Annotated in this window: 19 protein-coding genes and 1 pseudogene; 7 read left to right on the top strand and 13 right to left on the bottom strand. The window is 72.8% G+C overall.

What is annotated here, in order from left to right; translation table 11 throughout:
- Positions 1–400: 400 nt before the first annotated feature.
- From AB0G74_RS20790 to AB0G74_RS20765, 6 genes and pseudogenes are all read right to left on the bottom strand, one after another.
- The gene (locus AB0G74_RS20790) at positions 401–1,615 is read right to left on the bottom strand and encodes an ATP-grasp domain-containing protein (RefSeq protein ID WP_361148294.1); all 1,215 of its coding nucleotides are present in this window, start codon (positions 1,613–1,615) and stop codon (positions 401–403) included.
- Positions 1,616–1,896: 281 nt separating this feature from the next.
- Positions 1,897–3,066: pseudogene (locus AB0G74_RS20785) on the bottom strand (pyridoxal-phosphate dependent enzyme); the annotation flags it as partial.
- A 109-nt stretch (positions 3,067–3,175) separates the two neighbouring features.
- A complete protein-coding gene (locus AB0G74_RS20780) occupies positions 3,176–3,949 on the bottom strand; it encodes a class I SAM-dependent methyltransferase (RefSeq protein ID WP_361148309.1) in 774 nt (257 codons plus the stop codon).
- 426 nt (positions 3,950–4,375) lie between these two features.
- Entirely contained in the window at positions 4,376–5,689 is a 1,314-nt protein-coding gene (locus tag AB0G74_RS20775; protein WP_361148292.1) for a DUF2786 domain-containing protein, read from the bottom strand.
- Between the two features lie 69 nt (positions 5,690–5,758).
- Positions 5,759–6,379: a lipoprotein gene (locus AB0G74_RS20770; protein WP_361148290.1), complete on the bottom strand. Its 621-nt coding sequence runs from the start codon at positions 6,377–6,379 to the stop codon at positions 5,759–5,761.
- A gap of 153 nt (positions 6,380–6,532) precedes the next feature.
- A complete protein-coding gene (locus tag AB0G74_RS20765; protein WP_361148288.1) occupies positions 6,533–7,138 on the bottom strand; it encodes a lipoprotein in 606 nt (201 codons plus the stop codon).
- A 278-nt stretch (positions 7,139–7,416) separates the two neighbouring features.
- Between AB0G74_RS20765 and AB0G74_RS20760 the strand changes: the two genes are divergently transcribed.
- From AB0G74_RS20760 to AB0G74_RS20745, 4 genes are all read left to right on the top strand, one after another.
- Entirely contained in the window at positions 7,417–9,081 is a 1,665-nt protein-coding gene (locus tag AB0G74_RS20760) for a bifunctional 3'-5' exonuclease/DNA polymerase (protein WP_361148286.1), read from the top strand.
- A gap of 189 nt (positions 9,082–9,270) precedes the next feature.
- Positions 9,271–9,657, top strand: a complete 387-nt coding sequence (locus AB0G74_RS20755) for a DNA-binding protein (RefSeq protein WP_361148284.1) — start codon at positions 9,271–9,273, stop codon at positions 9,655–9,657.
- A 3-nt stretch (positions 9,658–9,660) separates the two neighbouring features.
- On the top strand, positions 9,661–10,761 hold the full coding sequence (locus tag AB0G74_RS20750) for a PEP/pyruvate-binding domain-containing protein (RefSeq protein ID WP_361148282.1): 1,101 nt from the start codon (positions 9,661–9,663) through the stop codon (positions 10,759–10,761).
- Positions 10,758–11,360, top strand: a complete 603-nt coding sequence (locus AB0G74_RS20745) for a transcriptional regulator (protein ID WP_361148280.1) — start codon at positions 10,758–10,760, stop codon at positions 11,358–11,360. Before AB0G74_RS20750 ends, AB0G74_RS20745 begins: the two co-directional genes overlap by 4 nt.
- Positions 11,361–11,497: 137 nt before the next feature.
- Here the strand turns inward: AB0G74_RS20745 and AB0G74_RS20740 are convergent, their stop codons facing one another.
- The 3 genes from AB0G74_RS20740 to AB0G74_RS20730 are packed head-to-tail and all read right to left on the bottom strand — an operon-like array spanning position 11,498 to position 13,182.
- Positions 11,498–11,842, bottom strand: coding sequence for a DUF296 domain-containing protein (locus AB0G74_RS20740; RefSeq protein WP_361148278.1), 345 nt, complete (start codon positions 11,840–11,842; stop codon positions 11,498–11,500).
- A 49-nt stretch (positions 11,843–11,891) separates the two neighbouring features.
- Positions 11,892–12,479 carry an NUDIX hydrolase gene (locus tag AB0G74_RS20735; RefSeq protein ID WP_361148276.1) on the bottom strand — a complete coding sequence of 196 codons (588 nt, stop codon included), beginning with the start codon at positions 12,477–12,479 and terminating at the stop codon, positions 11,892–11,894.
- 43 nt (positions 12,480–12,522) lie between these two features.
- Entirely contained in the window at positions 12,523–13,182 is a 660-nt protein-coding gene (locus AB0G74_RS20730) for a 2'-5' RNA ligase family protein (RefSeq protein WP_361148274.1), read from the bottom strand.
- A 291-nt stretch (positions 13,183–13,473) separates the two neighbouring features.
- Here AB0G74_RS20730 and AB0G74_RS20725 point away from each other — a divergent pair, with 291 nt between their 5' ends.
- Positions 13,474–14,289, top strand: a complete 816-nt coding sequence (locus tag AB0G74_RS20725) for a fumarylacetoacetate hydrolase family protein (protein ID WP_361148272.1) — start codon at positions 13,474–13,476, stop codon at positions 14,287–14,289.
- Positions 14,290–14,371: 82 nt separating this feature from the next.
- Here AB0G74_RS20725 and AB0G74_RS20720 read toward each other — a convergent pair whose 3' ends face one another.
- From AB0G74_RS20720 to AB0G74_RS20705, 4 genes are all read right to left on the bottom strand, one after another.
- A complete protein-coding gene (locus AB0G74_RS20720; protein ID WP_361148270.1) occupies positions 14,372–14,911 on the bottom strand; it encodes a flavoprotein in 540 nt (179 codons plus the stop codon).
- Positions 14,908–15,777 carry a DUF1932 domain-containing protein gene (locus AB0G74_RS20715; protein ID WP_361148268.1) on the bottom strand — a complete coding sequence of 290 codons (870 nt, stop codon included), beginning with the start codon at positions 15,775–15,777 and terminating at the stop codon, positions 14,908–14,910. The genes AB0G74_RS20720 and AB0G74_RS20715 overlap by 4 nt, the downstream gene beginning before the upstream one ends.
- Positions 15,778–15,984: 207 nt before the next feature.
- Entirely contained in the window at positions 15,985–16,299 is a 315-nt protein-coding gene (locus tag AB0G74_RS20710) for a 4a-hydroxytetrahydrobiopterin dehydratase (protein ID WP_361148266.1), read from the bottom strand.
- Positions 16,300–16,341: 42 nt separating this feature from the next.
- Positions 16,342–17,592 (bottom strand): Twin-arginine translocation pathway signal, encoded by a 1,251-nt coding sequence (locus AB0G74_RS20705; RefSeq protein WP_361148264.1) that lies wholly within the window; start codon positions 17,590–17,592, stop codon positions 16,342–16,344.
- Between the two features lie 798 nt (positions 17,593–18,390).
- Between AB0G74_RS20705 and AB0G74_RS20700 the strand changes: the two genes are divergently transcribed.
- Both AB0G74_RS20700 and AB0G74_RS20695 read left to right on the top strand, forming a co-directional pair.
- Positions 18,391–18,693 (top strand): hypothetical protein, encoded by a 303-nt coding sequence (locus tag AB0G74_RS20700; protein WP_361148262.1) that lies wholly within the window; start codon positions 18,391–18,393, stop codon positions 18,691–18,693.
- Positions 18,690–18,854, top strand: a complete 165-nt coding sequence (locus AB0G74_RS20695; RefSeq protein WP_361148260.1) for a hypothetical protein — start codon at positions 18,690–18,692, stop codon at positions 18,852–18,854. The genes AB0G74_RS20700 and AB0G74_RS20695 overlap by 4 nt, the downstream gene beginning before the upstream one ends.
- Positions 18,855–18,956 lie beyond the last annotated feature (102 nt).

Genomic DNA, 18,956 nt, shown 5'->3' with positions numbered 1-18,956 from the left:
GGGGGGGGGGGGGGGGGGGGGGGGGGGGGGGGGGGGTGGGGGGGGGGGGGGGGGGGGGGGGGGGGGGGGGGCGGGCCGCCCCCCCCCCCCCCCCCCCGGCCGTCACGGCGTCGGCCGGGGCGGTCGCCGCCGCCTGTTACCAGCCGTTACCAGTCACTACCGGCCGTGGTGCGCGTCGATGGCCGTCACCTTGCCCGTATTGCCGTCGTCGTCGGCGAAGGAGGCCCGGAAGGAGATCCCCTCGCCCCGGGCCGGGTTCACCACCGGGAAACGTCCGTCGCGGACCGTTACCGGCGTCCAGGTCGCTCCCCCGGCCGCGTGATCCGCCGACCGGTGCTCCCGCCCACCCGACCGGTGCCCGGGTACGCCCCCGCCGCGCACCCGTGCGAAACCGTGCGGGTCAGCCGTCCCCGGGCAGCGGCCCCATCAGGGGTCGTACGGTCGTCGCCGCGCTCCACGCCCGGTGCTGCGCCAGTTCGGCGGTCTCGGCCTCCGCCAGCACCATGCCCGTGCAGCCGCGCTGGTCGCCGATGTCGCGGACGACGTCACCGGGCGCCCGGACCGGGAACCACTCCGCGTTGCCCGGGAACGCGGCCAGGTGCTCCAGTCCGCGCCAGCCGGTCAGTGTGCCCGGCCGGTCCGGGTAGACCAGGACGAACGCGACGGCCGGTCCGGTGAAGGGCGCCACCAGGGGGCCGTCCATCAGGGTCGGCCGCAGCCCCAGGGCGCCCTCGACCACCGCGTCGTAGACATCCGTCCCCAGCGCCCGGCAGAGCGCCTCGGCGATCAGCGCGCCGCCGATCCGGCGGTTGATCTCGACGAGTTCGGGCCCGTGGGCGGTGTCGACGAACTCGACATGGGCGAACCCCTGGTCGTGTCCGGCGGCGGCGAGTACGTCGGCGACCCAGCGGGCCAGAGTCTCGTGCTGGCCCGGCGGCAGCCCGACCGGGAAGGCGGCGCTCTCCTCCCGGACGGCGGGCGTCCGGGACGTATGCCTGCTGGAGACGCCCAGCAGCCGGGTCTCGCCCTTCCAGCTCAGGGTCTCGGCGCTGTACAAGGGTCCGGGGAGGAACGGTTCGGCGAACAGCCGTCCCTTCAGGCGGGTCCCGCCCGCCGCCGCCTCGGCCAGCGCCGCCCGCAACTCGGTCTCGTCGTGGACGATCCACACGCCCTGGGACGAGGTGCCCGCCGAGTCCTTGAGCACGGCGGGCAGCCGGACCATCCCGGGGTGCGCGGCGGGCAGGATCCGGCTCAGCCCGGCGGCGTGCAGCCGCCGCCGTACGACGGACTTGTCCCGGAGCACCCGTACGTCCGCCGGATCGGGCCCCGGCAGCCCCAGCTCGGCGGCGAGATCGGCGGCCGGGACGCTCCAGGTGTCGGTGATGTTCACCAGCCCGGCCAGGTCGGGCAGTCCGGCCAGGGCGCGGCGGACCGCCACCGGGTCGGTGGTGTCGACGTCCACGATGTCGAGGACTCCCTCGGGCATGGTGGCCAGCTCGTGGCGGTAGTAGCTCCGGTCGCCGGTGAGCAGCGCCAGCCGGTGCCCGGCGACGGCGGCGGAGAGCGCGAGACGTTCGAGTCCGAAGGAGAGGGATTCGAGGGCGGCGATGGTCACCGGGGGGCTCCTGGGTTGGTGTGGGGGGCTCGGAGGGCTCGGGCGGGAGAACGGCCGTTCGCGGCCCGGGGTCCGGCCGCCGCCGGGGCCGCGCCGGGCGCGCGGGTGTCCCCGGCCGTACGGGGCCCGGCCCCCGCGCCGACCGGTCCGGTACGGGCCCCGGGCCCCGTCCCGAACGGCTCGGAGCGGGGACCGGTGCCGTCCCCGAACGGTTCGGTACGGGACGCGGGGGCTTCCGCGACCGGGCCGGTCCGGGACGCGGGGTCGGCCGCCGTTCCGTCCGTCCGGGCTCCCGGGGGTGCGGGGCGCCCGGCCCATTCCAGCACCGACCACGGCGGACGCAGTGCTTCCAGTCCGGTGATCACCTCCGGACGCAGTCCGGCCGGGTCGGGAGCCTCGGCGTGCCGGGCGAAGACCCGGTCCGTGTACCGGTGTCCGGTGTCGGCGCCGAGCACGAGATACGTCATCCCATGGGGATTTCGGTCGTCCCGTGTGCCACTGGCGTCCCCAGAACCCCTGGTGTCCCTGGTGTCCCGGGACTCATGGGATTCCTGGGATTCCCGGGCCTCCCAGTCGGCGGCCAGATACGCGGCGCCCGTGGAGAGCCCGGCGAAGACGGCGTGCCGCCGGAGCAGGGCGACCGCGCCCGCCGTCGCGTGCCGGAAGTCGAGCCAGTGCAGGGTGTCGTACAGCTCGTGCCGGACGTTGCCGAACGGGATCGAGCTGCCGATCCCGGCGATGATGGCCTCCGGGTCGCTGAACCGGTCGCTGCCGAACGTCACACTGCCGAAGGGCTGGACGCCGACCAGCCGTACCGTCCGCCCGCCCTCGCGCAGTGCCGCCGTCAGCCCGCCGCTGGACGCGCCGGTGCCGACCGCGCCGACCACGGTCAGCGGCCCCGGCGGCAGCGCCGCCGTCACCAGGGCGGCGAAGTCGCGGTAGCCCGCGTGGTGGATCCGGTCGTGGTACTGCCGCATCCAGTGGAACCCCGGCCGCTCCGCGAGCAGCGCGCGGACGCGCCGTACCCGCCGCTCCTGGTCCAGCCGCAGACTGCGGGACGGGGGCATCCGGTCCACGGTCGCGCCGAGGATGTCGAGCTGGGCGCGGAGGGCGGCGTCCACGGTGGTGGAGGCGACGATGTGACAGCGCAGCCCGTAGCGGTGACAGGCCAGGGCGAGGGCCAGGGCGTAGATCCCGCTGGAGCTGTCGACCACGGTCTGGCCGGGGGCGATCCGGCCGGACTCCAGCAGGGACCGGACGGCGCCCAGGGCCGCGTACACCTTCATCGTCTCGAATCTGGCGAGGACGGTCGTCGGGGTGAGCCGGACGAAGGCGGGGTCCTTCAGGGCGTCGGTGATGTGCTCGTGGACCCTGGTGGCGGGGGTGGGGGAGGGGGCGGGTGTTGTGGATGTCGCGGGTGCTCTCACAGATGCGGATGCTGGTGAGGGCATGACGTGGGGCTCCTTCGACGGGAGGGTCGGGCTTCGGGGGCGGCGGCCCGTGGCGTTCGAGGGTGGCGGCGGCCCGTGACGGTCGGGGGCGGCGGCGGCCCGTCCGGCGTTACGCGGGCGGCGCGTGGCCGACCACGATCAGGCGCCGGGCGTGCTGGTCGTACGGGCCGCCGTCGAAGTCGCCGTAACACTCCACACCGGTGAACCCGGCCGTTACAAAGAGGTCGTGGAGTTCGGCGCCGCTGTAGAGGAAGGAGTGGAGGGCGGCGGTACGGGCGGTGTCGCCGCGGACCAGGGTCCAGTCGGTGCGCAGCCGCCGCCAGCCGTCGAGGACGGTGTCCCGCTGGACGACGTACGACCCGTCGGGCAGGTCGACCGCCTGCGGTCGGCCGATCCAGCCCGCCAGCACCTCCTTGCCCATGACGTCGACCAGCAGCCGCCCGCCGGGGGCGAGGGAGCGGCGGGCGTTGCGCAGCACGCGGAGGTTGTCGGCGGGGTCGGCGAAGTAGCCGAAGGAGGTGAAGAGGCTGAGGACGACGTCGTACGCGCCGGGCCGGACGAAGTCGAGCATGTCGGCTCTGACCAGCTCGACCGGGTGCGTCGTGTCGCCGTCGGCGGCCGGGTCGGAAGGGTCGGAAGGGTCGGTCAGGTCGGACGGGTCGGTCGCGGTTCCGGTCGGGGCCGCGCAGGCGGTACGGGCCCGGGCCAGCATCGGGGCGCTCAGATCGACCCCGGTGACCCGGTAGCCGCGCCGGGCCAGCGGTCCGAGGAAGAGGCCGGGCCCGCAGCAGAGGTCGAGGACGCGGGACCCGGCGGGGAAGTCGAACAGCGGGGAGTCGCGGACGAGACCGGCGGCGGTACCGGCCCGCCGGTCGGAGAACATGGCGGGCGCGAAGTCGACCCAGAGCGTGTCGTCCGCGTACCAGGGGGCCGGGGCGTCCGGTCGGGCGCCGGGCGGGGTCTTCAGTACTGAGGACCCGGACCCGCCCGGGGCCCCACGCCCTCCTGAGGTCCCCCATGGCTCATCCGCCTCGCGGGTGGCCAGGGCCCGGGGTTTCTGTTCCATCGCGGTGGTCTCCCCGCTGTCGTGGTCCGGCCGCGCCCCGACGCGGCGGGTCCGCCGCGTCGGTGAAACGTGTCCGTCCCGACAGTGGTCGGTCGGCCCGGGCGTCGAGTTCCCGCCGGATGGACCGGTTCGGCGGCCGGAAGTCGCCGTAGGCCGCCGGACCGTACAAGCCCACCCGGACCCTACGAGCCCACCCGGCGCGTACGCCCCCGACGCGCGAAGCGGCCGGTCAGAGCCGTACGCTCACTCCCGTTCCCGGCCGGGTCCCCGCAGCGGGGGCCGGTCCGGGCCGACCCGGGCGGAGTCGGCCGCCGCCCGGCCCTCCTCCCAGCCCGCCGTGTCGTCCACGCCCCGGACCCGGGTCGTCGTGGTCCGGGGGAACAACTCGTCCGCCCGGGCCGCCACCGCCACCTCGCGGGTCGCCAGCACGGGCAGCAGATCGGCGGGCGCGGCCCCGGTGACCGCGTCGGCCGCCGCGGTGAGCCGCTCGCCGACCCGGGACGCGTACGCCATCAGGAACGACTGCCGGAACGTCTTCGTCCGCCGCCGTCCGCCCGCGCGCTGCGCCGCCTCCGCCCTGGTCATCGCGGCGGTCCCCTGCACCAGCAGGGATGTGTACAGCAGCTCGACGGCGTCCAGGTCGGCGGTGTATCCGACGACCGTGGAGAAGTCGAACTCCCCGTTCCAGACCGCGCGGCAGCGGTTCGCCCCGGCCACGGCGTCGAGGAGGATCGCCTTCGCCGTCTCGTACGGCGGCTCCACACCGATCCGGCACGCCCCGGGCACCGCCCGCCCGGCCGCGTCCCCGCCCGCACCGCTCACGGCGGCGGCGTCGACGCTGTAGCGGGCCGCCAGCTCCTGCGCCTTCGCCGAAAGCGCCTCGGCCTCCTCCGGGTAGTCGGTCGCCTCGGCCTTGGCGAGCAGGGCACGTATCCGGGTCAGCGCCTTCGGCTCGTACGCGGACGGCGGTACGGCCCCGGCGGCGGTCGCCGCGCCCCCCGGCCCGGTCCCCGGCACGGGCCCGACGGGCTCGATCGAGGGCAGCCGCAGCAGCAGCCGGTACAGCTCCAGGGCGGCGGTGGCGTACGAGAACCGGTCCGACGCCCGCCACGGCGGTACGGCCCCGGCCGCGAGGTCGCCGAGCTGCGCGGCCCAGCGGGGCGGCAGCCCGGCGGCCGGATAGCGCCGGGCCTCCGTACGGATCAGCTCCGCCACGATCCGCACATGCTCATCGCCGAGATCGCGCCGGACCAGCCGGACCACGTCGGCGGGCTGCCATCCCCGCTCCCAGGCCCGCCGGACGAACTCCTCGCCACGCCGCGACAACTCCGCGTCGGCGGCCGGATCGGCGGCGAGCAGGGACGCGGCGGTATCGATCGCGGCATCGACCGCCCGCGCCCCGGCCTTCCTCGATTTCCCGCCTTCCCCGCCTCCCCTGCCTTCTCCACCGGCCCGCGCCCCGGCGCCCTCGGCGTACAGGGCCGTCGCCAGGGCGCGCTCGACGGTGGTCCGGGGCTGATCGCCGGGCCCGGGGCCGGGTGGGGCTGTGCTGCTCATCCCCCCATCATGCGGTGCGCGGCCCCGCCTACCGGCCCCGCCCACCCGTCCCGCCCGTCGGCGGGGCCGTCACGACGCCTTGAGGGTGTCCTTGATCCGGTCCAGCTCGGGGAGGAGCGCGTCGTGGTCCACCGGGTCGAGGGCCTCGACACTGAACACCACCAGTCCCTGCGGGGCCTCGAAGGCGATCCGGGTGTCTTTCACCCGGGCCTTCCGAGACTCGTTGTAGCCCTCGTAGGAGACTTCGACCGCCTTGTACGGGCCCGCCTTCGTGTCGCGGTACTCGACGTTCTTCCGCTCAGTCAGCCTGCCCGCGCGGATGAAGCGCTCCAGGGACTCCCGGGGCTGCGACAGCCGCGACTGGTCGTTGTGGATCCGGATGGAGCCCTTTCCGCCGCCGGGGCGGGCGTCCAGCTCGCAGAGGTACTCCGAGTACTCCACCGCCATCCCGGTCCGCTCGACGGGAACGGCCTCGTTGACCTTCCAGGCGGCCGGTATGTCGAAGGCGACGGGGAGCGCGCAGGGGCTCCCGGCCGCGCCGATCCGCTGGGTCTTGACCTTGGTGTCGTATGCGGGCTCGGCCTTCGCGTCCCCGTCGGAGCCGGAACATCCGGTGGCGAGCAGCGCGACGACCGCCGCGCCGCCTGTGAGAACCGTCCGTACGCCGTGACGAGTGCCGTGCTGGGCCATGCTCTGTCGTCCCCTTGATCAGGCCCCGGGTGAACCCGCCGGGAACGGGCGCCCGGCGCCCCCTGCGCCACGACGTGAACGCGTCATCGTAGGCGGTCTTTACGCAGGTGACGACCGGGTTTCCGCCCGCTCGCGCGGGCCCTCACCCGTCCGTCACACCCCCTTGAGGGTGTCCTTGATGCGGTCCAGCTCGGGAAGGAGCGCGTCGTGGTCGATCGGGTCCAAGGCGTCGATGTCGAAGACCAGCAGGCCCTTCGGGGACTTGAAGGCGAGATGAGTCTCCTTCTGCTGAGCTCCCCAGGTCTCGTTGTGGCCCTCGTAGGAGACCTCGACCGCCTCGTAGGGGCCCGCCTTGGTGTCGCGGTACTCGACGTTCTTCCGCTTCTGGAGCTTGCTCTCGCTCACGAAACGCTCCAGGGCGAACCTGGGTGTCGAGGACCGCGACTGATCCGTGAAGACCCGGATGAAGCCGGTGGTGCCGCCGTGCCGGGCGTCCAGCTCGCAGCTCATCTCGGCCAGTCCCACGGTCGTGAGCTGCTGAACCTCGGCACTGACGTTGTCGGACTTCCAGTCGGCGGGCAGATCGAAGGTGACGGGGAGCGCGCAGACGCTCCCGGCCGTGCCGATCCGCTGGGTCTTGGTCTTGGTGTCGTACGCGGGCTTGGCCTCCGCGTCCCCGTCGGAGCCGGAGCATCCGGTGGCGAGGAGTGCGGTCAGCGCGACGCCGACCGTGAGACCCGTACGTACGCCGTGACGCATGCCGTGCCGTGCCATATGCAGGTGCCCCCCAGGCAGAAGTTCCCGGTGGACCACCGGGAACGGACGGTCGGCGCCCCCTGCGCCGCCGTGTGAACGCGTCATCCTAGGGGGTCGGTCCGACAGCCGGGGCGCCATTACCGCGCGCGGTGGCCGGTTCCGTGCCCCGGCGGTCCTGATCCGGGGCCACGAGTCTGCGGACGATCCGCCTCCGATTAACTTTCCGCAGGTCACGGGCTTGTCGATCGGTCGTTGTCAGACCCGGGTGGAAGACTTCCGGTATGGCGGAGCGATGGGCGGTGGCGACCGCGGCGGAGGGCGACGGGGCGCGACTCGTCCCCCTCCGCCCCGACGGGCTGCCCGCCGGGCCCGTGGTCGAGGAGCCGGATCTCGTGACGGCGGTCCGGTCCCGTCCGGAGGTGGACCGCTGGGTATGGCGGTCCACCTTCGACAGCTACCCCCGGCTGCTGGCGGCCGGGGTCCGCGTCGAGCGGTGTTACGACGTGGAGGTGGCCGAGCAACTGCTCCTGGGCCACGAGGGCAGATCCGGGGAGCCCCGGTCCGCCGCGGCGGCGCTCGCCCGGCTGCGGAAGGGCCCCGTGCCGCCGGACCCGCCGCCGAGGGCCGCCGAGCCCGGCGCGCAGTCGTCGCTCTTCGAGCCGAGACCGGTCCCGCTGTCGCTGGAGTCCCTGCTGGAGGTCTACGCGGAGCAGCAGCGGCGCCACGACGCCTCGGCGCATCCGGGGCGGCTGCGGCTGCTGACGGCGGCCGAGTCGGCGGGCATGCTGGTCGCGGCGGAGATGAACCGCTCGGGGCTGCCGTGGCGGGCCGAGGTCCACCGGCAGGTGCTGGCGGAGCTGCTCGGCGAGCGGTACGCGGGCGGCGGCGAGCCCCGGCGGCTGGCGGAGCTGACGGACGAGGTGTCGGCGGCGTTCGGGCGGCGGGTGCGGCCGGATCTCCCGCAGGATGTGGTGAAGGCGTTCGGGGAGGCCGGGATCCGGCTGCGGTCCACCCGCCGCTGGGAGCTGGAGGAGATCGACCATCCGGCGGTCGCCCCCCTGGTGGAGTACAAGAAGCTCTACCGGATCTGGGTGGCGCACGGCTGGTCGTGGCTGAACGACTGGGTGCGGGACGGTCGGTTCCGCCCCGGCTATCTGCCCGGCGGCTCGGTCTCCGGCCGCTGGACGACCAACGGCGGCGGTGCGCTCCAGATACCGAAGGTGATCCGCCGGGCCGTCGTCGCGGACGACGGCTGGCGGCTGGTCGTCGCCGACGCCGACCAGATGGAGCCCCGGGTGCTGGCGGCGGTCTCCCGCGACCCCGGTCTGATGGAGGTCGCGGGCCATGACGGCGATCTGTATACGACCCTCGCCGCGCGTGGCTTCTCCGGCGACCGCGAGGACGCCAAGCTGGCGCTGCTCGGCGCGGTCTACGGGCAGACGTCCGGCGACGGTCTGAAGAACCTGGCGGCGCTGCGCCGCCGTTTCCCGGCGGCGGTCGCCTATGTCGACGACGCGGCCCGCGCGGGCGAGGAGGGCCGGCTGGTGCGGACCTGGCTCGGCCGGACCTGTCCCCCGGTGTCGGGCGCGGCGGAGAGCGACGAGGCGGGCCTGCCGCAGGACGACGAGACCGTGTCGTCGCCGGACCTCTCCGGCGCGCGGGCCCGGGGCCGGTTCACCCGTAACTTCGTGGTCCAGGGCGCGGCGGCGGACTGGTCCCTGCTGCTGCTCGCGGCCCTGCGCCGGGCCCTTACGGGAATGCGTGCCGAACTGGTGTTCTTCCTGCACGACGAGGTGATCGTCCACTGCCCGGCGGACGAGACGGACGCCGTGGCGGCGGCGGTCCGGGACGCGGGCGCGCTGGCGGGCCGGATCGCGTTCGGTGAGACACCGGTCCGGTTCCCGTTCACGACGGCGGTCGTGGAGTGCTACGCCGACGCGAAGTGACGCGTCGGGGGCGGTGGCGGCGGCTGCGGCGGCTGCGGGGTCGTCCGGTGGGCGGTCGGTGCCGACGTATCGGGACCATCACGGAGTAATGCCCGGGGCAGGTCCGGACCGCCCCCGTCCCGGCCGGTACTCCACCAACAACCTCAACATCACGTTGACAATGTGATGTTGATGCCCTGCAATGGGCGTATGAGCAGCAGCGCCGACCGCGACCACGCCGCCGCACTCGACCGGGCCCGCGCGGTCCTGAACGCCGCCGGAGCGGAGGAGTTGGCGGGCAGGCCGTGGCAGCCCACGGGCCGCCCGGCCGCCGATACCGATCTCGTACGGTTCGCGGCCTGGCTCGCCCGGGAACCCGACGCCGGACCCGAGGTGCTGGCGGCGGGGCTGAAGCTGCTGGCGTCGGCGCGCTCCGAACTCGACCAGATCGAGACCGGACTGCTCTTCGCCGCCCGGGCCGAGGGCATGACCTGGCCGCAGATCGCGGGCGCGTTCGGCCTGGACTCGCCCCAGGCCGCCCAGCAGCGGCTGAGCAGGCTCCAGGCCCGTACCACCGGCCCGGCCGAGCGGGGCTGACCGGTGTTCACCGCCCTCTCCGACGCCACCGCGCACTGCGGGACCAAGGCCGCCAACCTCGCCCGGCTGCTGCGGGCCGGGTTCGCGGTCCCGGACGGCTTTGTGATCACCGACCCCCGTGCCCCCGGCTGGGAACGCGAACTCGCCCCCGCCCTGCGGGCCCTGGGCCCCGGCCCGTATGCCGTACGGTCCTCGGCGCTCGGCGAGGACGGTGCGTCGGCGTCGTACGCGGGCCAGCTGCACACGACCCTCGGCGCGGCGGATCCCGCCGGGGTGGCCGACGCGGTACGTCGCTGCTCGGCTTCGGCCGACGGCGCCCGGGCCGCCGCCTACACCGCCAGAACGGGCGGACCGGCGCCGAGGCCGAGGGTGCTCGTACAGCTCATGGTGGCCGCCGAGGCCGCCGGGGTGGTCTTCACCCGGCACCCGGTCACGGGGGCCGACGAAACGGTGATCGAGGCGGTCGCCGGGCTGGGGGACGCGCTGGTGGCGGGCGCCGTCACCCCGGAGCGCTGGATCGTCGGTGCCGGGACCCGTACCGAACCCGGTTCCGGCCCCGGCGGTGTCCTCACGGCCGGGCGGGCGGCCGAACTCGCCGGGACCGCCCGGCGGATCGAGGACCTGTTCGGCGGCCCGCAGGACATCGAATGGGCCATCGCCGACGGCCGGATCTGGATCCTCCAGGCCCGCCCCGTCACCACCGCGCCCGGCACGGGGACCGATACCCGGCCCGAGTCCGCGACCCGACCGGCGGACCCGGCCGGTCGGCCCCTGGTCACCGGTACGGCGGCCGGACCCGGCATCGCGACCGGCCCGGCCCGGGTGATCACCGGCCCCGACGACTTCGACCGGTTCACCCCCGGCGGAGTGCTGGTCTGCCGTACGACCTCACCGGCCTGGACACCGCTGCTGGCCCGCGCGGCGGCCGTGGTCACCGAGACCGGCGGCATGCTCGCCCATGCCGCGATCGTGGCCCGCGAGTTCGGCATCCCCGCCGTCCTCGCGGCCGAGCACGCCATGACCCTCATCGCCCACGGGCGGCGCGTGACCGTGGACGGCAGCCGGGGCACCGTGACCGCCACAGACGAACGGACGGACCGATGACGAACCGGACCACCCCCGCCGAACTCCTGGTCCTCCAGGCCACCCGCACCCTCGGTCACGCCACCGCCGCCCGCCTGGCCGAACGCGCCGGACTCTCCCCGGCCGACACCGAGGAGCACCTGCTGGACGCGGAGGCCCGGGGCTGGGCGGCCTACACCGGCTTCGGCGGCGACAACGGCTGGTCCCTCACCGAGTCCGGCACCCGCCACGGAGAGGCCCTGCTGGCCGCCGAACTCGACTCGACGGGCGCCCGCCCCGAGGTGGAGGCCGTCTACCGGGACTTCCTCCCCCTCAACGACCAGGTGGCGGCGGCCTGCACGGACTGGCAGCTCACGGAGATGTCGATCGGCGTACGACGGGTCACCCTCGCCGCCACCGTCGCCGCCCTCGACCACCCCGCCCGCGCCCTGGCCGACCTGGAATCCCGCCTGACGGCCCACCTCCCCCGATTCACCGGCTACCACCACCGCTTCACAACGGCCTTGCGCCGGGCACCCACGGAGCCGAAGTGGATCACGGGCACGGACCGCGACTCGTGCCACCGGGTCTGGTTCGAACTCCACGAGGATCTGCTCGCGACACTTCAACTGTCGCGGTGAGCCCGTGAGCCCGTGACGGGTGGCGCGTGCCGCGTCGGAGTACCGCACGCGTTACGGCCACCTGACCATCCGGCCCTTCGGACCGGTGTGCCGGGCGCCTTGCGAGCTGCCGCGCGTCCGCTCTCGACCTCTCGGGTTCAGGGGCAGGGGATGAGGTAGACGCGGGCGAAGTGGGCTCCCACGTGGGCTTCGTGGAGATGGCCTGTGACGGCCCGGTCGCCTTCGACGCCCATGACAACGTGGATATGGACGAAGCCGTTACGGATCTCCCCGGTGCCGGACATCTCGGCCGGCAGTTCGTAGGAGCTGATGTCGTCCTTGAGCGCGTCGCCTTCGGGCATGGTGGAGAGGGTGAACCGGTCCACGGCCCCGATCAGGGAGACGATCGCGGCGTCCGTGATCCCGGCCCCGGCCGCCTGTCGGGCCACGGAGTCCATGAGTTCATCGTTCGTCACTTCGAAGACCAGCACGGTCAGCTCCATCCGATCATGGGCGAGAGTTCACGCGTCCGCCCAGTAGTCGGCGAGCATCTCACCGGGCCGGGCGGGTTGGTGGCTGGTGGTGTGCGGGTGCGGCCACGGGGGTGGCGCCGGTTCGCTGGTGGTGGAGTAGGAGGAGGGCGGCGACGGTGTTGGCGGAGCGGATGTGTCCGTCGGTGACGAGTTCGGGTACGCGGGTGAGGGGGATCCATTCGCGGCGGGTGGATTCGAAGGCATCGCGTGGTTCGCCGACGTGGTGGGCGTGGTCGGTCCAGTAGACGCGGTGGTGGGACGTGGAGATCCCGGGCATCGGGTCGACGGCCAGGAGTGGCCGCATGGGGCCGGGCCGCCAGCCGGTCTCCTCCTCGAACTCCCGGGCGGCGGCATGCGCGAGGTCCTCCCCTTCGGCGGTGCCGCCGGAGGGCAGTTCCCAGCCCCAGGCGCCGGTGATGAAACGGTGGCGCCACAGCAGCAGGACTTCGTCCCGCTCGTTGAGGACGGCGGCGACGGCCACGGGCCGGACCCGGATCACGGTGTGGTCGAGGCGCCGCCCGTCGGGCAGCTCGACATCGGCCATGCCCACCCGGACCCATCGGTTCTCGTACACGGTGCGCTCACCGAGCGACTTCCATTCGGACACGGGGACACCTTCCGTCGGGTGCCCCATCCCAGCACGGCGGGGGTCAGGACGGACTGCGGAGGGTTTCGTCGTGGCGGACGCGGGTGCCGATGGGGACACTGGCGTAGGACTCCCATTCGTACATCCGGTTGTCCCGGTGGATGACGATCAGTTCGGCTCGGGTGATCCGGGCCCGGGCGCCGGGGATACCGGTGCTCGTGAGCGCGGCGCGGAAGGGCTCGGTGGGCCCGGTGGCGCTGCTGTAGCCGAGGGAGATGTGGGGCGTGAATCCGTCGGCGCGTTCGGGTACGTCCCGGACGGTGGCGATGGCCTCCCGGACGGCGTCGCGTACCGCGTGGACGGGGGCCGCCGGTCGTACGGGGACGAGGATGGCCTCCGGATCCACGACGGGAGCGTCCAGGACCAGGTCGAAGCAGGGGATGGCGGCCAGCCGTTCCCGCGCGGCCTCGACGATGGTGCGCACATCGGCCTCGGGGATCTCACCGACGAAGCCGATGCCCTGCGTGGTCAGATGGAGCCATCGGTCCGGCACGAGGTCGATCCCGTCCACGGCGACGAGCAGTTCCCGGTAGGCGGCGGCGAACCGGTGCACGTCCGGCTGTCCGTCGAATGTCAGATGCCAGGTGTAGAAGCGTCGTCCCACGTCCCAGCCGGGCCGCCACCACCAGTGGTCACGCATGGTCTCCGGTGCTGTCGTCGTCATGCCGCGTCCCTTCAGCCCGAAGCGTCTCCCCTGGAGATCGCTCGCCTTCGGTGCGCGGTGTCCGTGCACCACTCCTCCAACGCCTGCCGCGCCGCGATGGACACCGAACCCCCACCCGACAGAGGCCCGGCCAAGCGCTGTGACAACTCCGGGCCTCCATCCCGTTCGAAGACCAGCACATTCGATTCCATCCGGTTCGGGGCGGGATACTCGACGGTTGGTGTAGGGCCGTACCGGCGTGTGCGTCCCGGGTTGCCTGCTGGGACCCTGGCATCCGGCAGTGCGGCGACGGTGTCGATCGACGGGACGGTCATGGTGGAGCGGCGGCGGTACGTCAGGTTCGAGCACGAGGGCCGGGTCCGGTTCGGCCGGGTCGCGCCGACCGTGGACGATCACACTCCGGTAGAAGTCCTGACCGGCGATCCGACCCGTACGGACGCGGTCGGTACGGGTGAACTGCTCCCCATGGAGGTCATCCGGATGCTGGCCCCGGTGGTCCCGGGGAAGATCGTCGCGATGGGCCGCAACTACGCGGACCACATCGCGGAGACCGGCATGGGGACACCACCTGTGCCACGGCTGTTCTTCAAGCCCCCGTCAGCCGTCACGGGACCGGATACGGAGATCCGCTACCCGCGTCAGTCTCACCGGGTCGAGTACGAGGCCGAGCTGGCCGTGGTGATGGGCCGCACCGCCCGGAACGTGCCGGCGGCGGACGCGGCGGCGTACGTCTTCGGCTACACCTGCGCCAACGACGTCACCGCCCGCGACATCCAGAAGGCCGACGGACAGCCCTCCTGGGCCAAGGCGTTCGACACGTTCTGCCCGCTGGGCCCGTGGATCGTCACCGGAATCGACCCCGGGAACCTCCGCATCGGTGCCATGGTGAACGGCGAATACCGCCAGCGGTCGCGCACGAGCCATATGCTCACCCCGGTCGCCGACCTCATCGAATACATCACCGCCGCCGTCACCCTCGAACCCGGCGACGTGATTCTCACGGGCACCCCCGCCGGGGTAGGGCCCCTCGAACCGGGCGACCGGGTCTCCGTCTTCATCGAACACATCGGCACACTCAGAAACACCGTCGTCTCAGGCACGGAGTAGTCCGGCGAACCGGCGCCCGGCGGGCAGCTCCGGATGCCGCCCCTCCGATCGGAGGCAGGCCGATGGAGCCCGGTCGTATCCGTCAGCGGTGGGCTGCGCGGTGGGCTTCTTCGGCCGTGTCGAGGGCGGTGTGCCAGGGGTAGGGGTGGCGCTCGCCGGGTGGGTTGGGGGTGAAGCCGCCTTCGCCGTACAGGACGGTGACGCCGGTCTCGCGGAGTGCGGCGACGCTCCGGTCGACCTGTGGGTGGGCGGCGTAGGCGGCGTTGACGCAGGGCATCGCGACCACGGGGATCCCCTTGCCGGGGGCCTCGGCGACGACGCCGACGACGAAGTTCGAGGTGAGGCAGAGGGCCCAGGAGGAGAGGGAGTTCGCGGTGAGCGGGGCGAAGAGGATGACGTCCGCGTGGGGCCAGGCGTCGGGTTCGCCGGGGCGTTTGTAGCGGGTCCGTACGGGGTGTCCGGTCCGTTCCTCCAGGTCGGGCAGTTCGTCGTGGAGCCAGTCGGCGGCGGCCGGGGTCAGTCCCGCGCAGACGTCCCAGCCGCGTTCCCGGGCGGAGTCGATGACCTCGGGAAACCGGAGGACCGGCGGTGCTGCCGACCCGAACAGGTACATCGTCTTCACGCGGGCCCGCTGTGGTGGCCGCCGGTGTTGTCGTGGTGCTTGTCGTGGAGGTGTTCGAGGAGCGGGCCCAGTGGCATGTCCTGGTCCTTGAAGGGTGCCCAGCGGGTGTAGACGTGGGCGGCGGCTTCGGCGAGGTCGGGCGGGAGGCCGGTGGCCCGGAGGGTGTCCGCGATCTCCGCCATCTCCGGCCCCCACCGCCAGGCGCGGGCCGCGACACTCGGCAGGTAGGCAGGGTCGTCGAGGATGTCCTTGTTCATCGCCTCGGCCTCGGTGCGCAGGAGTTCGGCGACGCCGTGATCGGTGGCGAGCGCGTAGGCGACACCGGCCAGCAGCCGGGAGATCTTCTGGTAGCCGGTGATGGCGAGCTTGAGGGCGGAGGCGGACCCGATATCGCCTTCGGTGGCCCGTACGAGCACCCGCGTACCGGCGAAGACGCCCTCCACCTCGCGCCGGGCGCCGGGATCACCCGCAAGGTAGAACCGGACGGGCCCTGAGCCGTTGGGAGGGGGACCGCTGAGCATGCCGTCGAGGACGGTGCACGCGGGCGGCATCCGGTCGGAGATGCCCCGCATGCGCTGAGGGCTGATCGCGTTGCCGTCGACGTACACGCCGCCGTATCCGTGCGCGGCCACGGCCGCCGCGACCTCCTCGGCAGCCTGCGGCGGACACACCGACAGCACGATGTCGGACGCGGACAGAGCCTCGCCCAGTGACGCGCACTCGGTGAGACCGGCCGCTTCGGCCCGTCGCCGGGTCGCCGCGCCCCGCCCGGCGGGAACCCACACCAGCCGGTGCCCGGCTGCCACGGCCTGCCCGGCGACGGCGGCGCCCATGGCTCCGGGGTGCAGTACGGCCAACGTCGTCACAGCAGACCTCCTGGCGGGAGTTCACGCGTCCGTTCAGCCGTAGGTGAGCATCTCACCAGGCCATCAGCGAGCAGCGGTCAGGGCGAGACAAACGTCCCAGCCGGCCTCTTGGGGGGCGCGTACGCCGTGGTCGATGGACGGAAGGTCCCTGCGGGACAGGTGATCAAACAGAGGGCAGGGCGTCGCATACCGAGATCCGGCCAGCGGTCACCGAGGGGTGGGGGTGGCTCCGTGTTCGGTGGCGATGGCGGCGAGGCGGGCGGCCATGGCGGTGTCGAGGGCCGTGATGGCGTCCCCGGCGTCATGGGTGTTGAGGCCGAAGGTGACGGTCCCGTAGAGGATCGTCACCACGGCGTGATGGTTCGCCTCGTCCTCGGCGGCGGCGACGACCGCGTAGAACCCGGGTACGGCGGTGCGGTCCAGCTTGAAAGCGGCGGTGAGCTTGCCGTCCACGACGGTCCAGCCGGGCAGTTCGGTGAGGGCGTCGGCGAGTTCGGTCTCGGTCAGCGGGGTGGCGGCCATGAGGTGCTCCTCTTCGAGTTCAGACTGCGGACGACGAACGACTTACGCGGCGATTGGCCGAAGCGCCTGTTCCAATCGCTCGCCGACGGGATCGTGCCGCCATCTGCTCATATCGGTGCGCAGGGTATCCAGTTCCCCTCGGTGCCGGGCCGAACCGGTTTCGGCGGCGATCTTCGCGGACACGGCTGCCAAGGTCACGGCGTGCTCCGGCTCCCCGGTGGCGGCATGGGCGACGGCCTGACGGGCGAGGTAGACGCCGGTGTCCCGGCGCGCGGTCGGCGGCATGACCGCGTTGACCTCACCCCACATACGCCGGGCCTCCTCAAACAGCCCCATCCGGCCGTAGCAGGTGGCTCTTTGGACTTCGAAGAAGTGGGCGTTGCGGTGAACGGCTCCCCAGGAAACTGATGGATCGACGTCCTCGACCACACGAGAAGCCTCGTCGAGAAGCCGGTCCACCGCTGCCCGCTCCCCGAGCAGCGCATGGCCGTGTGCCTGCTGGTGCATGAGATTGACCCGGATGCGGTCCGACAGCCGGTGCCGCTCGGTCAATCCTTGTCGGCACAGATCGACGGTGGCCCGGCCGTCGCCGAGGTCGGCCCGGAGCCTGGCCATACCGGAGAGGATGTACGCGGTGAGATCGACATCCCCGATCATCTGGGCGTCCATCTGGGCCATTCCGTGCCAATAGGCCGTCGAGTCCCACAGCCCGGCGTCCTGGTGCAGCCACCCGGCCAGGGCGGCGTAGGCGACGCCGACGCGGATCAAGTCCTCGCGTACGGCCCCTGTCGCGGCTCGGGACAGATTGCTGATCAGACGGTACTGCTCGGTGACGGTCCCTATCAGGTCTCGGGGGCCCAGCATCATGTCGGCGGCGTAATGCCCGGCGAGTTGCTGGTGGAAATACCCCACCAGGGCGGGGTCGATTTCGCGGGGCCTCACGTCCCCCGGGCTCACCACGCCCAGCACGGCGACGGATCCGACAGCCAGGAAGTCTCGGCGGTCCAAGGACGTGCCCTCCGGTTCGTGCGAACGGGCGGGATGCCCTGGTGGGGGTGTGAATCCAAGATGCTCGGGGCTGAGTCCGAAAGCCGCGCGCAGGGCCGCAGCGGTGTCGGGGCGGGGCCAGCCGGGGGTATTCGATTCCCAGCGTCGATACGTCCGGACGCTCACCGTGAAGTACGGGTCCCCGAGCGCGATCCGGCCTGCGGCACTGACTTCCTCGGCCGCCGTCTCCTGGGACAGCCATCCCTGGTCGAGCCTTGCGGCCCGCAGCCGGTCGTTGGTGGTCATCTGTGTCCCCTTGCCTTCGGCTAGTCCAACGTAACGTTCAACGGCTTCGCGCATAAGCGGAGTTACGGGCGATCGGCTCGCCTGTTCGAAGTGGCCGCTCAATGGCCGCTCAGCGGACCGTGGGATTCCTGGCAGCGCGGCGGGGTCACGCGATTACCTGGAGTCGCCGGGCAACCGCACCCGCACTTGCTCGCGGTTTGTTCACGACCGCACTCAGGAAACATGAGGGCAGAACCATGACCGAAGGCCGGACAAGAAGCCGCTTGTGTGCCGTATGCGGTGAGCCAGGAGCCGACGCCTGTATCCGGATGGTTTCGGGGGCGCCTGGTGAGCGGCAGCGGCCGGTGTTCGGGCATGTGGAGTGTGCGCGGGGGCGGGGGATCGTTCCGCTGTACCGGCTCGTCCTCGTGGGCGGTGTGCGATGACTGACGTCTGCGGTCCGGTGCTGGGTGGGTTTCCGGAGTACTGCGTGTACTGCGAGCGGTTGGTTGAACGGACCGAGGAGACCCTGCTCATGCTGGGGTTCTCCGCCTCCGGGTCGCGGCCCTCCTTGTACGCGCACCCGGAGTGCCCCAAGCCGCGTCACCTCACCCCGAAACGGGCCCGGCGGGCCTGAAAGCTCCCGGGTTCGGTGGCCCCACGCCCCGGGCCCGGGAAAGGGTCCCGGCTCCGTACAACCCATCCCCCGCGGCACGGAGCCGGGACCACCACCCCCACAAAACCAAGACGCCCCGACCGACCGTTCGCAGCGGTCCATCGGGGCTCAACCGACCAGCCATACAGGAGCTGACCTGTCGTATGCGCGACCTTATCGCCGACCTCATCACCCTCGTACGGGCTTTACTCAAGCCCCGCCGGAACCCTCCCACCGTGATCGTGATGGTCCGGCCTCCGGTCGATCCGTGGGGCCGGCCCTGGACCAGTCCCTCCCAGGACGAAGCACGGGCCATCCTCCGGGCGCGCGCCACCGCCACCCGGACCGGAGCCCTCGCCCCACCCCATGCCCGCAGGCTCATCGTCGCCCGCCACGGGCTCCACTTCGAGCAGCCCGTCGCCGTACGAGCCGCCCGCCCCGGACCGGCATGGACGTGGATCCGGTGACCCGCGACGGACTCCTCACCGAACCACCACCCGCACCCGACACCGCCCAATGCCTGCTCTGCCGCAGAACCACCACCGCACCCGTCGAAGTCCACCCCGGACAACCCGTCTGCCCCGAACACATCCTCGACGCCCTCACACCCCACGGAACACCCACGTAATACCCACCCACCACTTTCCCCGCACCACCACCGCACGCATCACCCACATCCGGCGTGACCTGCTGTGCACACCCTGTGCCCACACCGACAACCCGCCCCTCG

Source organism: Streptomyces sp. NPDC020875 (genome assembly GCF_040641415.1).
Taxonomy (GTDB): domain Bacteria; phylum Actinomycetota; class Actinomycetes; order Streptomycetales; family Streptomycetaceae; genus Streptomyces.
The sequence above is the reverse complement of the archived record's forward strand: the minus strand, read 5'-3'. Positions and strand labels throughout refer to the sequence as shown.

Bases quoted from the DNA above. Each gene is read 5' to 3' on its own strand.
- AB0G74_RS20710 (WP_361148266.1), bottom strand. From the start codon at position 16,299: ATGGCCGCCACCCCGCTGACCGAGACCGAACTCGCCGACGCCCTCACC.
- AB0G74_RS20760 (WP_361148286.1), top strand. From the start codon at position 7,417: ATGGCGGAGCGATGGGCGGTGGCGACCGCGGCGGAGGGCGACGGGGCG.
- AB0G74_RS20780 (WP_361148309.1), bottom strand. From the start codon at position 3,949: ATGTTCTCCGACCGGCGGGCCGGTACCGCCGCCGGTCTCGTCCGCGAC.
- AB0G74_RS20730 (WP_361148274.1), bottom strand. From the start codon at position 13,182: ATGACGACGACAGCACCGGAGACCATGCGTGACCACTGGTGGTGGCGG.
- AB0G74_RS20770 (WP_361148290.1), bottom strand. From the start codon at position 6,379: ATGGCCCAGCACGGCACTCGTCACGGCGTACGGACGGTTCTCACAGGC.
- AB0G74_RS20745 (WP_361148280.1), top strand. From the start codon at position 10,758: ATGACGAACCGGACCACCCCCGCCGAACTCCTGGTCCTCCAGGCCACC.
- AB0G74_RS20775 (WP_361148292.1), bottom strand. From the start codon at position 5,689: ATGAGCAGCACAGCCCCACCCGGCCCCGGGCCCGGCGATCAGCCCCGG.
- AB0G74_RS20755 (WP_361148284.1), top strand. From the start codon at position 9,271: ATGAGCAGCAGCGCCGACCGCGACCACGCCGCCGCACTCGACCGGGCC.
- AB0G74_RS20705 (WP_361148264.1), bottom strand. From the start codon at position 17,592: ATGACCACCAACGACCGGCTGCGGGCCGCAAGGCTCGACCAGGGATGG.
- AB0G74_RS20765 (WP_361148288.1), bottom strand. From the start codon at position 7,138: ATGCGTCACGGCGTACGTACGGGTCTCACGGTCGGCGTCGCGCTGACC.
- AB0G74_RS20740 (WP_361148278.1), bottom strand. From the start codon at position 11,842: ATGGAGCTGACCGTGCTGGTCTTCGAAGTGACGAACGATGAACTCATG.
- AB0G74_RS20700 (WP_361148262.1), top strand. From the start codon at position 18,391: ATGCGCGACCTTATCGCCGACCTCATCACCCTCGTACGGGCTTTACTC.